Origin of the sequence: Mesorhizobium sp. CA15 (genome assembly GCF_020165215.1) — a bacterium.
Taxonomy (GTDB): Bacteria; Pseudomonadota; Alphaproteobacteria; order Rhizobiales; family Rhizobiaceae; genus Mesorhizobium.
On sequence record NZ_JAIUHQ010000006.1, the window covers coordinates 115,931 to 132,262 of the forward strand.

General features: G+C 63.0%; 13 protein-coding genes. 6 read left to right on the top strand and 7 right to left on the bottom strand.

Going from position 1 to position 16,332, the window contains the following annotated elements; genetic code table 11:
- Nucleotides 1-133 precede the first annotated feature (133 nt).
- Entirely contained in the window at nt 134-2,968 is a 2,835-nt protein-coding gene (tssH, locus tag LB515_RS13065; RefSeq protein ID WP_224707959.1) for a type VI secretion system ATPase TssH, read from the top strand.
- A gap of 82 nt (nt 2,969-3,050) precedes the next feature.
- Here tssH and LB515_RS13070 read toward each other — a convergent pair whose 3' ends face one another.
- The 6 genes from LB515_RS13070 to LB515_RS13095 all read right to left on the bottom strand — a co-directional run bounded on the left by LB515_RS13070 (nt 3,051) and on the right by LB515_RS13095 (nt 9,521).
- Nucleotides 3,051-3,788 (bottom strand): ribonuclease activity regulator RraA, encoded by a 738-nt coding sequence (locus LB515_RS13070; protein ID WP_140636299.1) that lies wholly within the window; start codon nt 3,786-3,788, stop codon nt 3,051-3,053.
- A gap of 24 nt (nt 3,789-3,812) precedes the next feature.
- Entirely contained in the window at nt 3,813-4,976 is a 1,164-nt protein-coding gene (locus LB515_RS13075) for a mandelate racemase/muconate lactonizing enzyme family protein (RefSeq protein WP_224707960.1), read from the bottom strand.
- Nucleotides 4,977-5,005: 29 nt separating this feature from the next.
- Nucleotides 5,006-6,103, bottom strand: coding sequence for an ABC transporter ATP-binding protein (locus LB515_RS13080; protein WP_224707961.1), 1,098 nt, complete (start codon nt 6,101-6,103; stop codon nt 5,006-5,008).
- Between the two features lie 12 nt (nt 6,104-6,115).
- Nucleotides 6,116-7,006, bottom strand: coding sequence for a carbohydrate ABC transporter permease (locus LB515_RS13085; RefSeq protein WP_224627407.1), 891 nt, complete (start codon nt 7,004-7,006; stop codon nt 6,116-6,118).
- Nucleotides 7,003-7,962 (bottom strand): carbohydrate ABC transporter permease, encoded by a 960-nt coding sequence (locus tag LB515_RS13090; protein WP_224707962.1) that lies wholly within the window; start codon nt 7,960-7,962, stop codon nt 7,003-7,005. The genes LB515_RS13085 and LB515_RS13090 overlap by 4 nt, the downstream gene beginning before the upstream one ends.
- A 77-nt stretch (nt 7,963-8,039) precedes the next feature.
- The gene (locus LB515_RS13095) at nt 8,040-9,521 is read right to left on the bottom strand and encodes an ABC transporter substrate-binding protein (RefSeq protein ID WP_224707963.1); all 1,482 of its coding nucleotides are present in this window, start codon (nt 9,519-9,521) and stop codon (nt 8,040-8,042) included.
- 218 nt (nt 9,522-9,739) lie between these two features.
- Between LB515_RS13095 and LB515_RS13100 the strand changes: the two genes are divergently transcribed.
- The 5 genes from LB515_RS13100 to LB515_RS13120 all read left to right on the top strand — a co-directional run bounded on the left by LB515_RS13100 (nt 9,740) and on the right by LB515_RS13120 (nt 14,720).
- Nucleotides 9,740-10,450: a GntR family transcriptional regulator gene (locus tag LB515_RS13100; RefSeq protein ID WP_140844146.1), complete on the top strand. Its 711-nt coding sequence runs from the start codon at nt 9,740-9,742 to the stop codon at nt 10,448-10,450.
- Between the two features lie 48 nt (nt 10,451-10,498).
- Nucleotides 10,499-11,665 carry a mandelate racemase/muconate lactonizing enzyme family protein gene (locus LB515_RS13105; RefSeq protein ID WP_224707964.1) on the top strand — a complete coding sequence of 389 codons (1,167 nt, stop codon included), beginning with the start codon at nt 10,499-10,501 and terminating at the stop codon, nt 11,663-11,665.
- Nucleotides 11,666-11,723: 58 nt separating this feature from the next.
- Entirely contained in the window at nt 11,724-13,082 is a 1,359-nt protein-coding gene (locus LB515_RS13110; RefSeq protein ID WP_224707965.1) for a mandelate racemase/muconate lactonizing enzyme family protein, read from the top strand.
- 102 nt (nt 13,083-13,184) lie between these two features.
- Nucleotides 13,185-13,511, top strand: a complete 327-nt coding sequence (locus LB515_RS13115; RefSeq protein ID WP_140844200.1) for an NIPSNAP family protein — start codon at nt 13,185-13,187, stop codon at nt 13,509-13,511.
- Nucleotides 13,512-13,520: 9 nt separating this feature from the next.
- Nucleotides 13,521-14,720, top strand: a complete 1,200-nt coding sequence (locus tag LB515_RS13120; RefSeq protein ID WP_224707966.1) for a mandelate racemase/muconate lactonizing enzyme family protein — start codon at nt 13,521-13,523, stop codon at nt 14,718-14,720.
- Between the two features lie 414 nt (nt 14,721-15,134).
- Here the strand turns inward: LB515_RS13120 and LB515_RS13125 are convergent, their stop codons facing one another.
- On the bottom strand, nt 15,135-16,310 hold the full coding sequence (locus LB515_RS13125; RefSeq protein ID WP_224707967.1) for an acetyl-CoA C-acetyltransferase: 1,176 nt from the start codon (nt 16,308-16,310) through the stop codon (nt 15,135-15,137).
- Nucleotides 16,311-16,332: the final 22 nt, after the last annotated feature.

The following is a 16,332-nucleotide window of genomic DNA, read 5'->3' on the forward strand; positions in this document are numbered from 1 at the left end:
CCACGAGTTTGCAAGGCTTGTGTATCCGGGCGGTGCCGCCCGGATAGATTCAAAAACCTTATCCGCCATGCGGCTTTGTCAAGCAGCCGCTTATATGGCAGGGTACGGTCGGCAGGTTGCGGGAGCAGGTTCGATGGAACAGCGCCGGTCATCGCAGAGCTTCAAGCGTAAGGAACTGGTTGCCAAGCTGAACGCCACCGGGGTGCGCGCCTTCAAGGCCGCGGCTGACACGGCCAAGCTGCGCGGCAATCCTTATGTCGAGCTTGTCCATTTCATCCAGCAGTTGGTGCTGTCAGAACGCTCGGATGTGCAGATGATCATCGCCGACGCCGGACTGGATGCCAGCCGGCTGACGGCCGACATGACCCGAGCCATCGATAAGCTGCCCTACGGCGCCACCTCGGTGGAGGAATTCTCCGACCACATCTTCCACGCCATCCAGGAAGGATGGAACCTTGCGACGCTGGAGTTCGGCGTCGAGGAAGTGCGCAGCGCCCATATCCTGCTTGCCTGCCTGAAGACGCCGGTGCTGGAAGGCCTGGTCTCCAAGATCAGCGCCGAATTCGACAAGATCGACGCCGATGGGGTCATCTCCCGCTTCGCCGATGTCACCGAAGGCTCGCTCGAGGCCGGCTCACCGCCCGCCGAGCACGCTGCCGAGACGCCGATGAAGCGCGGTCCGGGCGGGGATTCGGCGCTGGCGAAATACGCCACCGACCTCACCCAGCGCGCCCGCGACGGCAAGATCGACCCTGTCGTCGGCCGCGACCCGGAAATAAGGCAGATCGTCGATATCCTTATGCGCCGTCGGCAAAATAACCCGATCCTGACTGGCGAGGCCGGCGTCGGCAAGACCGCGGTGGTCGAGGGTTTTGCGCTGCGGATCGCCCAGGGCGACGTGCCGCCGACGCTGCAGAATGTCAGCGTGCGCATGCTCGATGTCGGGCTGATGCAGGCCGGCGCCAGCGTCAAGGGCGAGTTCGAGAAGCGGCTGAAGGCGGTCATCGACGAGGTCCAAGCCTCAGAGGTGCCGATCATCCTGTTCATCGACGAGGCGCATACGCTGATCGGCGCCGGCGGCGCGGCCGGGACCGGCGATGCCGCCAATCTCCTGAAACCGGCATTGGCGCGCGGCGAGCTTCGCACCATCGCGGCCACGACCTGGGCTGAGTACAAGCAGCATATTGAGAAGGACCCGGCGCTCACCCGCCGTTTCCAGGTGGTCAAGATCGATGAGCCCTCGGAAGCGGTGGCCGTGCTGATGTTGCGCGGCGTTGCCAGCGTGCTGGAGCAGCACCATAAGGTGCAGATCCTGGACGAGGCGATCGAGGCCGCGGTCTCGCTCTCGCACCGCTACATCCCGGCCAGGCAATTGCCGGACAAGGCGGTCAGCCTGCTCGACACCGCCTGCGCCCGCGTCGCGGTCTCGCAGCATGCGACGCCGGCCGAGGTCGAGGACATCCTGCGCCGCCGCCAGGCACTCGAGGTCGAGAGCGGCATCATTGGCCGCGAAGCCGCGATCGGCATCGACGTCGCCGACCGGCAGGCCCGTGTCGACGCCGGACTGGCGGAAACCGAGACTGCTTTGGCCGCTGCCCAGGCGCGCTGGGACCGGGAAAAGGCCTTGGTGGCCGAGATACTCGACCTGCGCGCAAAATTGCGCGGCGAGGGCGTGCCGCTCGATGCGGCCGACGATGAGGTCACTGCGGAGGCCGAGAGCGCGGAGGGCGCGGCAAAGGCGCCTGAGCAAACGGCGCCCGAGAGCAAGATCGGCGAGAGCAAGACTGGCGACGGCAAGCCTGCCGAGACCAGGAATGCCGAGGCCACGAACGCCAAGGCTGCGAAGGCCGAAGCGGTGTCCGCCGAGCCGGCAGACGAAGCCGCTGCCAATCTCGCGCGATTGCGCGAGCTGATGGCCGATCTTGCCGCGGCGCAAGGCGAGACACCGCTCATCCTGCCCTCGGTCGACCGCAATGCGGTCGCCGCCGTGGTGCAGGATTGGACCGGCATCCCGACCGGACGCATGCTCTCCAGCCAGACCGAAAAGGCGCTCAGGCTCGCCGCGACCCTGTCCGAGCGCGTCGTCGGCCAGGATCACGCGATGGAGATGATCGCCCGGCGCGTGCAGACCAGCCGCGCCGGCCTCGGCGCGCCGGAAAAACCGGTCGGCGTCTTCCTGCTTTGCGGCCCCTCCGGCGTCGGCAAGACCGAGACCGCGCTGGCGCTTGCCGAGACGCTCTATGGCGGCGAACAGAACCTGATCTCGATCAACATGTCGGAGTTCCAGGAAGCGCACACCGTCTCGACGCTCAAGGGCGCGCCGCCCGGCTATGTCGGCTACGGCAAGGGCGGCATCCTGACTGAGGCGGTGCGCAGAAAACCCTATTCGGTGATCCTGCTCGACGAGGTCGAGAAGGCGCATCCCGACGTGCACGAGATCTTCTTCCAGGTCTTCGACAAGGGCATGATGGACGACAGCGAAGGCCGTCGCATCGACTTCAAGAACACGCTGATCCTGCTCACCTCGAATGTCGGATCCGACGTCATCATGGATCGCACGAAGAAAGGCACGGTGCGGACCGGCATCGACGATCTCGATACCGCGCTGCGCGCCCCGCTGCTGAAGGTCTTCCCGGCCGCCTTCCTGGGCCGCGTCGTCACGATACCCTATTACCCGTTGTCGGATTCCATGATCGAGGCGATCGCCCGTCACCAGTTCGGCAAGATCGCCAAGCGCCTCAAGGATACCAACGACGCCGAGCTGGTGATCGGCGACGGTGTCATGGACCTGGTCAAGGCGCGCTGCACGGAGATCGAATCCGGCGGCCGCATGATCGACGCCATCCTCACCAACACGCTGCTGCCGGAACTCAGCCGCGGCGTCCTCAACCGCTCGCTCGAGGGCAAGAAGATGGCGAAAGTCATCGTCGGCGCGTCGCCGGAAGGATTTACCTATTCGTTCGAATAGGCCTTCACGGCGAGGGAAGCCGTCTTTGCGCGACCGAATGGTCGATGCCTTGCGCCGCCGGTCGGGAGGCCCGCTTGCCGACTTAAAGGCGTCTTGTCCTGCGCCACTCCTCATACTCTGCGCGGGCATCGTCGTGCAGCGGATAGTAGCGTTGCAACGGAGCGCCCTGCATCAGCTTCTCGCGTGAAAACTCTTCCCAATCGTGGTGTTTCTGAGCCTCCTCGATGACCTTGGCGGCCATTGCGACGGGAACCACCACCGCGCCGTCATCGTCGGCGACGATGATGTCGCCGGGGATCACTGTCACGCCGCCGCAAGCAATCGGGACGTTGACCGCATTGGGATAGATGCTGGTCTGCACATGATAGTTTGGCGTCCAGCCGCGCAGCCATAGCGGCAGATCGAGCTTCTCGACATTGGGCCGGTCGCGCATGCATCCATCGATGACGATGCCGGCGCCGCCTCGGCCCTTGAAATAGGTCGACATCATATCGCCGAAGACGCCCGAGCTCATGTCGCCGCGGGCGTCGACCACGACCACGTCGCCCTCCTGCGCATGATAGAGCACATGCCGGTGCAGTTGCGTTTCCGGATCGGTATATTCTCCCTCGTCGAACAGGTCCGGCCGTTGCGGCAGGAATTGCAGCGTCAGCGCCGGCCCGACGATCGACTTCCCATGGTTCTGCGCCACCGGGCCGACCATATGCGGACTGCGGAAGCCCATGTGGCCGAGCGTGCCGGCAACCGTCGCGGCGCCGATCTCCTTCAGCGCGTCGATCAGGTCCTTGGGCGGACGCGTGATGTCGGGAATATGCGTCATTGTCGAACTCCGGATGAGTTGGAACTACCAGTTGGTGACAGAACCGTCGCGGCGTTTGAGATGCGGCGCTTCCCAGAAGCGGAAACTCTGCGCCTTGATCGCCTTCTCATTGACCTCGACGCCGAGCCCCGGCAGATCGCCGACCGGATAATCGGTCCCGTCGAGCCGCGGCTGCACGGGGAAGAAGTCGGAACTGTCGAAGCCCAGCTTCCTTTCGGGCGCCCTGGTTTCGAGCCAGGCGAAGTTGGGCACGGCGGCCGCCAGATGCACGGTCGCGGCGGTGCACACCGGACCGAGCGGATTGTGCGGCATCAGGTCCACATAATGCGCCTCGCTCCAGCCCGCGACCTTCATCGCCTCGGTGAGCCCGCCGACATTGCAGACATCGAGCCGATTGAACTGATGAATGCCGCGCTCGATGTAGGGCAGGAACTGCCACTTGCTGGCAAATTCCTCGCCAATGGCAAAGGGGATGTCGGTCATCCTGCGCAGGGACTCGTAGGCCTCCGGCGTCTCGTCGCGTATCGGCTCCTCGAGGAAATCGAGCACGCCGCGGCCGAGCTTGTTGCAGAAGCTCGCGGCCTCCGCCACCGACAGCCGATGATGGTAGTCGATGCCGAGCACCACATCCTCGCCCAGCGCCTCACGCGCCTTGTTCAGCATGCTCGCCGTAGCGCCGATTGACTCGCGCGGCTCGAAGATGTCCTTGCTGTTTTGGCCGGCGGGAAAGAAGCGGATGGCCTGCCATCCCTGCGCGCGCAACTCATGGGCGCGTTCGATGGCAGCATCGCCCTCGGCCTCGTCTCCGGTCGAGGCGAAGGTGGGGATGCGGTCGCGCTGCTTGCCGCCGAGCAGTTCGTAGACCGGCACTCCCAGCGCCTTGCCCTTGATGTCGTGAAGGGCGATGTCGATGGCGGAAATCGCCGCCTGCAGAACCCGCCCGCCCTCGAAATACTGGCTGCGATAAAGCTCCTGCCAGATCCGGCCGATCTGCATGGCGTCGCGGCCGACGAGGAACTCGCGATAATGCTCGACGGCGCCGGCCACGGCCTTCTCGCGGCCGCTCAAGCCGCTCTCGCCCCAGCCGAAGATGTCCTGATCGGTCTCGACCTTGACAAGCATCTGGTTGCGCGTTCCCACCCACACTGGGTAGGGCTTGATCGCGGTGATCTTAAGTTTCGTCGTCATTCGCGCCACGTCCACACGCGTTCGCCGCGTCAATCGGCCCCGAGGGCCATTTCGGTTTCGCTGTCGAACAGATGCATGCGCTCCTGGTCGAACTCGAGCCAGATCCGCTCGTCGGGCGCGACGGCAATGCTCGGCGGCACGCTGACGTTGACAATGGCGCCGGACAGGAACGCCTGAACGAAAGTCACGTCTCCGGTCGGCTCCACCGTGTAGGCCTTGGCCGGAACGCTGCCCGGCACCGCACTCTTGTGCAGCTTGATCGTCGAATGTCGCGCGCCGAGCACGACTTTCCGGGTCGTTGCTGTCGCGACCTTCCGCGCATTGGGCGGCGACAGCTCAAGGCTCCAGCCCTCCGCGCTGGTCAACACCGTGCCGCCGTTCGCCGTCGATGCCTCGAGCGGAATAAGGCTCATCGCCGGACTGCCCACGAAGCTCGCGACGAACATGTTCACGGGATGCGCGAAAACCTGCGCCGGCGAATCATATTGCTGCAGGTAGCCGCCGTTCATCACCGCCATCCTGTCCGCCATGGTGACGGCCTCCAGCTGGTCGTGCGTCACATAGATGATCGTCGCCTTCAGGTCCTGGTGGAACCGCTTGATCTCGGACCGCATCTGCACGCGCAGCTTCGCATCGAGATTGGAGAGCGGCTCGTCCATCAGGAACACCGCCGGATCGCGAACGAGGGCGCGGCCCAGGGCCACGCGCTGCTGCTGACCACCTGAAAGTTCGCGCGGCTTGCGCTCGAGCAACTGCGTCATATCGAGCACGCGCGCCGCTTCCCTGACCTTCTTGTCGATCTCGTTCTTGGGCAGCCTGCGCATCTGCAGCGGGAAGGCCAGGTTCTTGTAGACCGATTTCTGCGGGTAGAGCGCATAGTTCTGGAACACCATCGCGATGTCCCGGTCCTTGGGATCTAGGTGGTTGACCACGCGGTCGCCGATGATGATATCGCCCGATGTTACCGAGGTCAGACCCGCCACGAGATTGAGCGTGGTTGTCTTGCCGCAGCCTGAAGGGCCGACGAGAGCGACGAACTCGCCGTCATTGACCGTCAGCGAGACGTCGTTGACAGCTTTGAAGCCGCCATAGGTCTTGACGAGATCTTTGAGGACCACGTGGGCCATCGGCAGCGACTCCTAGTGCTTGACCGCGCCTTCCGTCAGGGCGCGTACGAAGTATCGTTGCAGGACGAGAAACAGCACGACGACGGGCACGCTCATCATGAAGCTTGCCGCCATCAGGCCCGGAAAGTCCGTCGTATTTTCCGAGAAGAAGCGCTGGATGCCGACCGGCAGGGTCAACTGCTCGTTCTTGGAGAGGAAGGTGTAGGCGTAGATGTACTCGTTCCAGGCGCCGATGAAGGAATAGATCGCGGTGGCGATGATCCCCGGCGTCGAGAGCGGCATCACGATCAGGATGAAGGCCTGGAACCGTGTAGCGCCGTCGATGCGTGCCGCCTGCTCGAGCTGCACCGGGATGTTGTCGTAAAAGCCCTTGAGCAGCCAGATCGCCAGCGGCAAGCCGAAGGTCAGATAGGTGAGGATGAGCGAACCATGCGTGTTCACCAGCCCGAGCGCACGCATCAGGATGAACAGCGGCACGAGAAAGATCACCGCCGGGAACATGTTTCGGAGCAGCACTGCGAAGAACAGGAAGTTTCGGCCCGGGAAGGTAAAGCGCGAAAACGCGTAAGCCGCGGGAACCGCCACGATTACCGAAAGGATGGTCGTGGCAGTGGAAACGTAAAGGCTGTTCCAGAAGAAGCGCAGGAAATCCTGACCGACGCTGTTCTGCGGATCGAGCAGCTTCTGGTAGCTGGCAAGGGTGGGCTGATCCGGCCACCATTGCGGCGGAAATTGCATCGCCGCGAAGCCGGACTTGATCGAGGTCAGCAGCATCCAGATCATCGGCAGCGCGGTGTAAAGCAGCATGAACACCAGGAATATGCGGCCGCCCCACCGCCATCCGTCGATTCGCATGCGGCGACGGGCTTGGTTTCGAGGGGCTGTCTCGGCAATCGTGCTCATGCGCTTCCATCCTTCCGCTCGTTGCCGCTCAGCGCACGGACATAGAAATAGCCGAGTGTCATCAGGATGAAGAACAGCAGCACCGAACAGGCCGACGCCACGCCCCAGCGCTGCCGGCCGAAGGCAAGCTCATAAATGTGGGTGATCCAGATATGCGACGCATTGGACGGCCCGCCGCCGGTCATGATCCATGGGATGATGAAGGAGTTGAAGTTGGCTACCGCCAGAAGCAGGATCGTCACCGTCGAGACGTTTCTCAAATGCGGGAAGGTGACGTGCCAGAAGCGCTGCCATGCATTGGCCCCGTCGACCGTCGCCGCGCGCAGCAACTGGTCGGGAACCGTCTGCAGGCCGGCCATCATCATGATCATGGCAAACGGAAACTCGCGCCAGATATTGACGACGATCAGGGAAGGCAGCACCGTGCTGACATTGTCGATGAAATTCGGCGGCCCTCCGGCCAATCCGAGGCCAACCAGAACCGCGCCGATGACCCCGAAATCCGAATGGTAGATCCACTTCCAGATATAGGAAGCGGCGACCGCGCTGATGACCCAGGGAATGATCAGGATGGCGCGCAGGATACCGCGGCCGACAAAGTCGCGGTGGAGCGCCAGCGCGGCGCAAAAGCCAAGGACGAAGGAAATGAAAGTGGAGGCCGCTGTCCAGATAAGCGTGTTCCAGGTGACCTTCCAGAACACCTCGCTTGTGAGGATGGCCGTGTAGTTGTTGATGCCGACGAAGATCTTGTCGCGGAGCTGCAGGCCGGGCGGGGTGTTGAAGAAGGACAGCTCGATTGTGTAGTAGATCGGATAGGCGATGACGATGAGCATTACGGCGATCGCGGGAAGCACATACGCGTAGTCGGCGCGATGCTCCCAGACACTGCGGAGCACGCCGGACCCGGCGGGTTGCAATCTGCGGCGAGCCTCGGCCTTGCCGGTCGCGATCGTCACTGTAGCGCGCCCTTGTTCTTGGGGAAGTATCGGCTGCGCTCACGGCGCAGCCGATCCGATCGTCGGTCAGGCCCGGATTAGAGCCCGCCTCCCATCAGGTCTTTCACCTTCTTGGCCGCGTCCTCCGCCGCCTGATCGACGGTCATCGCTCCGGTCAGGGCATTCTGCAGCATGTCCGGGATGATGATGTTCATGATTTCGGGCGACTGCGGCAGCGCCGGGAACGGGATGCCGTATGGCAGCATCGAGGTCGTGACGTCGAGGAACTTGATGTTGTCCAGACGTTCCTTCATCCATTTGGTCTTGAAGCCGTTGAGGTTGCCCGGGTTCGAGCCGGCATAGGCCATCTTCAGCGACCATTCCGGGCTCGTCCACATGCAGATGATGGCCTTTGCGGCCGGCTCGTCCACCTTGCCCCCCTCGACATATTCGGGCTTCAGGATGTGGATGTTCGAGCCGCCGAACACGACGGCGCGCTTGCCGTCGGGGCCGGTCGGAATGAGGCCATAGCGCATGTTGTCGATGACGGTCTGTGCCTTGTCCTTGTCGGTGCCCGTCGCCTTCTTCTGCAGATCGAGCATGACGTTGTAGTCGGACGGATGCGAGATCATCATGCCGAGCTGGCCGGCGAGAAACAGGGGCTGGTTGTCGGCTTGCTGGTTGGTGAGCGCCGAGACCGGAACCGATTTGTCGCGGACATACATGTCGTAGGAGGCCTGCAGCGCCGCCTTGCTCTGCGGGCTGTCGAGCTCGATCTGCTTGTAGGTTGGGTTGGGGGTAGCCTCGTCGAAGACGCCGCCGCCATAGGCCCACAACTGCGGCATGAAGCGATAAGGCGTGTTGCCGGCATTCTTGCGCGCCACCAGGCCGTAGCCGGCAATGCCGAGCTTGTCGTGGATTTGCTTGGAATATTTGACGACGTCGTCCCAGGTTGCCGGGGGCTTGTTCGGATCGAGGCCCGCGCGCTTGAAAATGTCGGCGTTCCAGATGAAAGCCATCGTCTCGTTGTTGGTCGGAATTCCGTAGGTCACGCCGTCCCAGGTGACGGCCTTCATGGCGCCGGGCCAGAAGTCCTCGGTCGAATACCCCACATCCTCAGGCTTGAGCGGCTGCAGATAGCCCTTCGAGGCGAATTCGGTGCCGCCCAGGATTTGCAGGCGGACCGCCATTGGCGCCGCGTTGCCGAGCAGCGCCGTGCGGAACTTGTCGAGAAGGTCGTTGTAGGTGAGGGCTTGTTCCTCGAGCTGGATGTTCGGATAGGTCTTGCGGAAGGTTGCGAAGAAATCCTTGTAGTATTGGCGCAAAAGGTCCGGGTCGCCCTCGAACACGCCCTGGTACCAGAAGGTCAGTCGGCCCTTGTAGTCGAGCGGGGTGACCTTGGCGCAATCGCCCGCAGTGTCAAAATCCTGCGTGCCCGCAATGGAGCGCACATATTCCGGCGACCACTTGCTCAGGTCGACCGGCGGCGCGCCCAGCGCCGGCGCGGCCATCAACAATGCCATTAACGCAGTGGAGACAGTGCCGCGCAGGACGGCACCGCCGAGCGTAATCCTCGTCATAGGTATCCTCCAGGTTTCTCTCCCGTGCCGCTCTGCGTCGAGGCAAGCGGTCGTTGCTCGTTCGATCGCGGGATATTTGCCGGTTCTAATGTATCCCTTCGACGACTTTGTACGTTTTCAGATCATAGATTATCTGTCAACGCGAAGAATCGTACATTGTTTTATCGAAACCGAGCGTGATATAGGGCGGGGGTGTATTCACTTGGGGGAGATGGGCCTTGGCCGAGACAAGCGATTTCAAAGCGGAGCCACCTGCGGGAATAGACCCCATCGGGGCTTCCAGCGAGGGCGCCTCGCTTTATGAACTGATCAGGGATGACATCATCGAAGGACGGCTGGCCGCCAACGAACGGCTTGTGGTCGCCGATCTCGCCCGGCGTCACGGCACCTCGACCAACCCGGTGCGCGAGGCCCTGCAATTGTTGCGCGGAGAGGGCTTTGTCATCTTCAGTCCCAATCGCGGGGCACGCGTGCGACCCATAGATCAGGACTTTGTCCGGGATATCTACGAGATCGGCGTCCTGATCGAACCCGCCTTGACGCGATGGTTCGTGAACATGGCCACCGACGAGGACATCGCCGAGCTCGAACGTCTCCAGAACCTGATCGAGGAGAACAATTTTGCCGACACGTTCAGGCACAGCGAGCTCGATACCGCCTTCCACACCGTGATGTACCAGCGGCATTATAACCGCCATGCGGCCGAGCTCTGGTGGAAGCATCGCGAGGTGCTGAGGGCGGTCAGCCGGCGGTTCAATTTCACGCTTGCCAGGCGCGCCGCGATCATCCGCGAGCACCGCGAGCTCATCGCGCTGGTAAAATCGGGAGAGGCCGAGAAGGCGGCCGAACTCATTGCCCGCCATGTCGAGGGCTCCGGCCGGCATGTCCTCGAACACATGCGCGCGCGAAGCGCCGCCCGGGCAGGGTAGCCGATCCGCAACACCGTCAGCCTGGCCGTTTCAGAGAGGATAGTCCAGATGAAAATCACCAGCATTCGGCCATGGCTGATCAAGTCCGATGCTTCTTACTGGGGAGAGTTCCTGTTCGTCGAAGTGACGACCGACGAGGGGGTGAGTGGCTGGGGGGAGATCACCACGACGACAAAGCTCGCCAACCGCGCGCTCTGCACGATCCTGCGGCAGATCGGCGCCGCCATGACAGGCGAGGATCCGGCGCGTATCGAGTATCTCTGGCACAAGATTTTCCGCAGCTTCACCTATATGGGCAGCCGCGGCGCCGCCGTCGAATGCGTCAGCGCCATCGACATCGCCCTCTGGGATATCCGTGGCAAAGTCCTCGGCAAGCCGATCTACGAACTGCTGGGCGGACCGGTGCGCGACGAAATCGCGCTTTATACCCATCCCAACCAGGCCAAATTCACCAGCAAGGAAGCCGTGATCCGCGAAATTCGCGACATCGTCGAGTCCGGTCACACCGGCCTCAAATTCGATCCTTTTCCCCATCAGGGCCCCAGCGTCGATGGCGTAGCCCGCGAAAGGCGGGACGGTTATCTCGACGGCAGCATGACCCGCAAGGACGAGCGCGAGGCCGCCGAACTGACGGCCCTGATCCGCGAAACGGCAGGCCCCGATGTGGACATCCTCATCGATGCGCATGGCCGCTTCGATGTTCCGACCGCCATTCGCCTCTGCCGCAGCCTCGAAGAGGCGGGCCAGATCGACTGGTTCGAGGAGCCCTGTCCGCCCGAGAGCCTCAATGCCCTCAAACAGGTGCGCGACAAGGTCAGCGCCGCCGTCTCGTGGGGCGAGCGCGGCCACACGAAGTGGGATTTCGTGCCGGTGCTCGAGGGCAAGCTCGCCGACTACATCATGCCGGACGTCACCTGGACCGGCGGCGTCACCGAGCTCAAGAAGATTTCCGCCCTGTGCGAAGCCTATTACGTGCCCGTCTCGCCGCATGACGCCGCCGGACCGATCAACGTGGTCGCGGGAGCGCAGGTGATGATGACGGTTCCCAACTTCTACAAGCTCGAAACCTCGGAGTGGGACCTCTCCAAATACGACCACCTCATAGACAGGCCGCTCGACGTTTCGAACGGCAGCCTCAGGCTGACCTCGAAGCCGGGTCTCGGTGTTGAGATGAATCGCGACTACCTGCAGGCCCACGAGATCGAGTTGGGCTAGCGCTACTGCCGGCCGCGCGACGGGCGACCAGTTCCGCCGACCAAAACGAGGACAAGCCATGCCAAAGACGAGTGGAGCCGACGAAGCTCTCAATCGGATCAACACCAATTCCAGGCCGTCCGAGCTTCGCATCACCGACATGCGGGTGGCCGAAATCGTCGGCGCGCCGTTCACCTCGGCGCTGCTCAAGATCTATACCAACCAGGGCATCGTCGGGCTTGGCGAGGTGCGCGACGGCGCCAGCGCCACTTATGCGCTGATGCTGAAGAGCCGGCTGCTCGGCGAGAATCCCTGCGATGTCGACCGGCTATTCCGCCGCATCAAGCAGTTCGGCGGGCACGGGCGGCAGGGTGGCGGCGTGTCGGCGGTCGAGATCGCGCTCTGGGATCTCGCCGGCAAGGCCTATGGCGTGCCGATCTACCAGATGCTGGGCGGCAAGTTCCGCGATCACGTGCGCGTCTATTGCGATACCGACGCCGAGAAACCGAGCGGCACCGAGACCGGTAAACGCCTCAAGGAACGCATGGACCGCGGGTTCACCTTCCTCAAGATGGATCTCGGCTTGATGCAGATCGCCCACATTCCGGGTGCTGTGACATCGCCCGCCGGCGCGCTCGAAGGGTTTCACGCCAATCCGCGCGGCCGCGGCGGCACGATCGAGGAGCGCAAGGCCCGCAATCTCGCCTATGACGCGCAGAACGTGCGGCACCCGTTCACCGGTCTGCATTTCACCGAGAAGGGCATCGATCTTCTCGAGCGGTACATCCACGAGGTTCGCGAGGTCATCGGCTACGAGATCCCTTTGGCCATCGACCATGTCGGCCACATCTCTCTGCAAGACGGCATCCGCCTGTCGCGCCGCATCGAGAAGTACGTCCCGGCCTGGCTCGAGGATGTGATTCCCTGGCAATACACCGAGCAATACCGGCAGCTGCAGCAAGCGACCTCGGTGCCGATCTGCACCGGCGAGGACATCTACCTCAAGGAGGCCTTCGACCCTCTGCTGAGAAGCGGCGGCCTTTCCGTCGTCCATCCGGACCTCCTCACCAGCGGCGGTATCCTCGAGAGCAAGAAGATCGGCGACATGGCGCAGGACCACGGCGTTGCCATGGCGATCCACATGGCCGAAAGCCCGATCGCCGCGATGGCCGCGGCGCATGTCGCGACCGCGACCGAAAACTTCATGGCGCTCGAATATCATTCCGCCGATGTCGACTGGTGGGACGATATCGTCACCGGCCTGCCCAAACCGCTGGTGAAGGACGGCTTCATCACCGTTCCGGACAGACCGGGCCTGGGGATCGACGACGTCGTCGACGAGGTGCTCGCGCAGCATCTGCAGCCCGGTGTCACGGGGATATGGCAATCCACCGAGCATTGGGACAATGAATATAGCTGGGACCGGACCTGGAGTTAGCCGGATCGCCCGCCCTCATTCCCCCAGATTCACAGGACCAACGACCGACCATTCGTGTCGACCGCTCCTAAGCCGGAGATGAAGAAGGAAACGGACGAAACCATGATCTACGAACTGCGTATCTATGACTGCCTGCCGGGCAGGCTGCCGGCTTTGCTCAAGCGCTTTTCCGACCAAACGCTGGCCATCTGGGAGAAACATGGCATCCGCCAGGCCGGGTTTTTCACCACGGCGATCGGCGAAAACAGCAATCGTCTCACCTATTTCCTCGCCTGGGAATCGCTGGCCGAGCGTGAGGCGAAATGGGTGGCTTTCGTCACCGATCCGGCATGGCACAGGGCCCGGGACGAGTCTGAGCGCGACGGGCAGATCATTGCCAATATCAGCAGCCAGCTGCTCACGCCGACAGCTTTCTCGTCTGTGAACTAGGACTGCGCCATGAAGATCACCGACCTGCGCTGCGCCGTCATCGGCAAGCACCCCATCGTGCGCATCGTGACCGACGAAGGTCTTCACGGCCTTGGCGAAGTCGAGTTCACCAAGACCTACCTCAAGCCCTTTGTTCTGCATTTCCGCGAGGCGCTGATGGGCGAGGACCCGACCGATGTCGAGCGAGTGATGCTGCAGATCCGCCAGCGCGGCTCGTTCAAGCCCTATGGCGCGGCGGTGAGCGCGATCGAACATGCGCTGTGGGACATTGCCGGCAAGGCCGCCGGCGTTCCGGTCTATAAGCTGCTTGGCGGCAAGGTGCGCGACAAGGTGCGCGTCTACAACGGCTCGATCCGCCGCAAGCGCACCGGCGACCGGCCGGAGGACTACGCCGCCGACGTCAAATGGATGATGGAGCAGCCGCAGAACTTCTTCATGATCAAGCAGGGAATCTCGTTCCACTCCAATATGAAGGACACCATCGAGGGCTTCCATTACGGCGTGACGCAGAAGAAGGCCGGCTATCACGGCGCCATGGATCAGGGCGTTATCAGCGAGCGCGGCTTCAATCACATGCTCGACTGCGTGATCGCGATGAAGGAGGTGCTGGGCGACAAGGTGAGCCTGGCGCTCGACTGCGGCCCGGGCTGGATGTTGCCCGACGCGATCAAATTCGCCCGCGCGGTCGAGAAGTACAATTTGATGTGGCTGGAGGACATGCTGACCGGCGACTATGTGCCGTGGGTCAATCCGCAGGCCTATCGCGAGCTGACCGCCTCCACCTCGACGCCGATCCATACCGGCGAGCAGATCTATCTGCGGCACAATTTCAAGGAGCTGATCGAGACGCAAGCGGTGCGCGTCATCGGCCCGGATCCGGCCGATATAGGCGGCATCGCCGAACTCAAATGGGTGGCGGAGCACGCCTACATGCATTCCATCCTGATGGCGCCGCACGGCACCGCCAACGGCCTGCTCGGTCTTGGCGCGCTGATCAATGTCTGCGCCACCTTGCCCGCCAACTACATCGCCTTCGAATATCCGAGCGCCTCCGATCCCTGGTGGGAAGACATCGTCATCGGCCTGCCGTCGCAGATCGTGAAGGACAGCATGGTGGACCTGCTGGAAGCGCCGGGACTGGGGCTCGATATCGATGCCGAGGCGGCCAGGAAATATCTCAGGGAAGAGGATGCGGGTTTCTTCGACTGAGCGTAGAAGCTTCGGCGCAGGGGAATGTCGGGAGAAGAGGGGATGGTGCCAGAGGCGGAATCCAAGTCAGAGAAATCTGGCTGTCGTTTCAAATGGTTAAGAGTCGCGCAAAAGCAGTGCTGACCAACAAAATATTTCTGTGGATTGGTTTGGTTCCCGAATATTACTCGCAGGTCCCAACTCGGCGCAGCTGGACCGCTGCCGGTCGCCATTAAGGCAGTCCGACTTTGTCAAGCGCATGGCGCAAGTTGACCGAAGTGACCTCCTGCTGACAAAGTCTTGAACGTCTGCTTCGCGCCTAATGTCGGCCGTAGTCTTGAGCTCTATCGTTGACCCAAAGCTGTCGTTCGCCAGATTCTGGCCAAGCCTCATTGCCCAATTCCCTCAGGCAACTAACTGCTCAGAGTTTCAGGCTCACCGCTCCAGGCAGATCGCCACGCCCTGGCCGCCGCCGATGCAGAGCGAGGCGAGGCCCTTCCGCGCGTCGCGGCGGATCATTTCGTGGAGCAGCGTCACCACGATGCGGCAGCCGGAGCCGGCCAGCGGATGGCCAAGCGCGATGGCGCCGCCGCTCATGTTGATGATGTCCTCGTTCCAGCCCATCTCGCGGTTGACCGCGATGGCTTGCGCGGCGAACGCTTCGTTGACCTCCATCACGTCGAGATCGGACGCGTGCCATCCGGCCTTGTCGAGCGCGCGGCGCGAGGCCGCCACCGGTCCGAGGCCCATGTCCATAGGCTCGACCCCGGCTGAAGCGTAGGAGGCGATGCGGGCTAGGGGCGTCAGGCCGAGTTTCTTCATCCGCGCCTCCGACATCACCAGCACCGCCGCCGCCCCGTCGTTGAGGCCTGACGAGTTGCCGGCCGTGATCGTGCCAGCCGCATCGAAGACCGGCCTCAGCCGGCCGAGGACTTCCATGGTGGTGGAGGGATTGGGATGTTCGTCACGGTCGATGACGAGATCGCCCTGCCTTGTCCTTATCGAGATCGGGACGATCTCTTCGTCGAACCGGCCAGTCTGGATGGCGGCGTCCGCCTTCTCCTGTGAGCGCAGCGCGAACCTGTCCTGTTCCTCGCGGGTGATCTGGTAACGCTGCGCCAGCGCCTCGGCCGTTACGCCCATATGCACCTGATGGAAGGCATCCCACAGCCCGTCGGTGATCATCGAATCCTTGAGGGTACGGTCGCCCATGCGGATGCCGCCGCGCATATCGGAAATGAAGTGCGGTGCCGAGGTCATCGAGTCCTGTCCGCCGGCGATCACGCAATCGGCGTCGCCGCAGCGAATGGCCTGGGCGGCGAGATGGATCGACTTCTGGCCGGCGCCGCACACTTTGTTGACGGTCATGGCGGGGATACTGACCGGAAGGCCAGCCTTGAGCGCGGCCTGCCGCGCCGGGTTCTGCCCGGCGCCGCCGGTCAGCACCTGGCCCATGATCACCTCGCTGACGGCATCGGGCGCGAGCTGAGCATCGGCAAGCATTGCCTGGATAAGCTGCCCGCCCAGCTCCGCCGCGGACAGGCTGGCGAACGCGCCGTTCAGCTTGCCGATGGGCGTGCGCTTGGCGGCAACGACATAAACCGCATCCATTTCCGATCCTCCGCACGCGCGA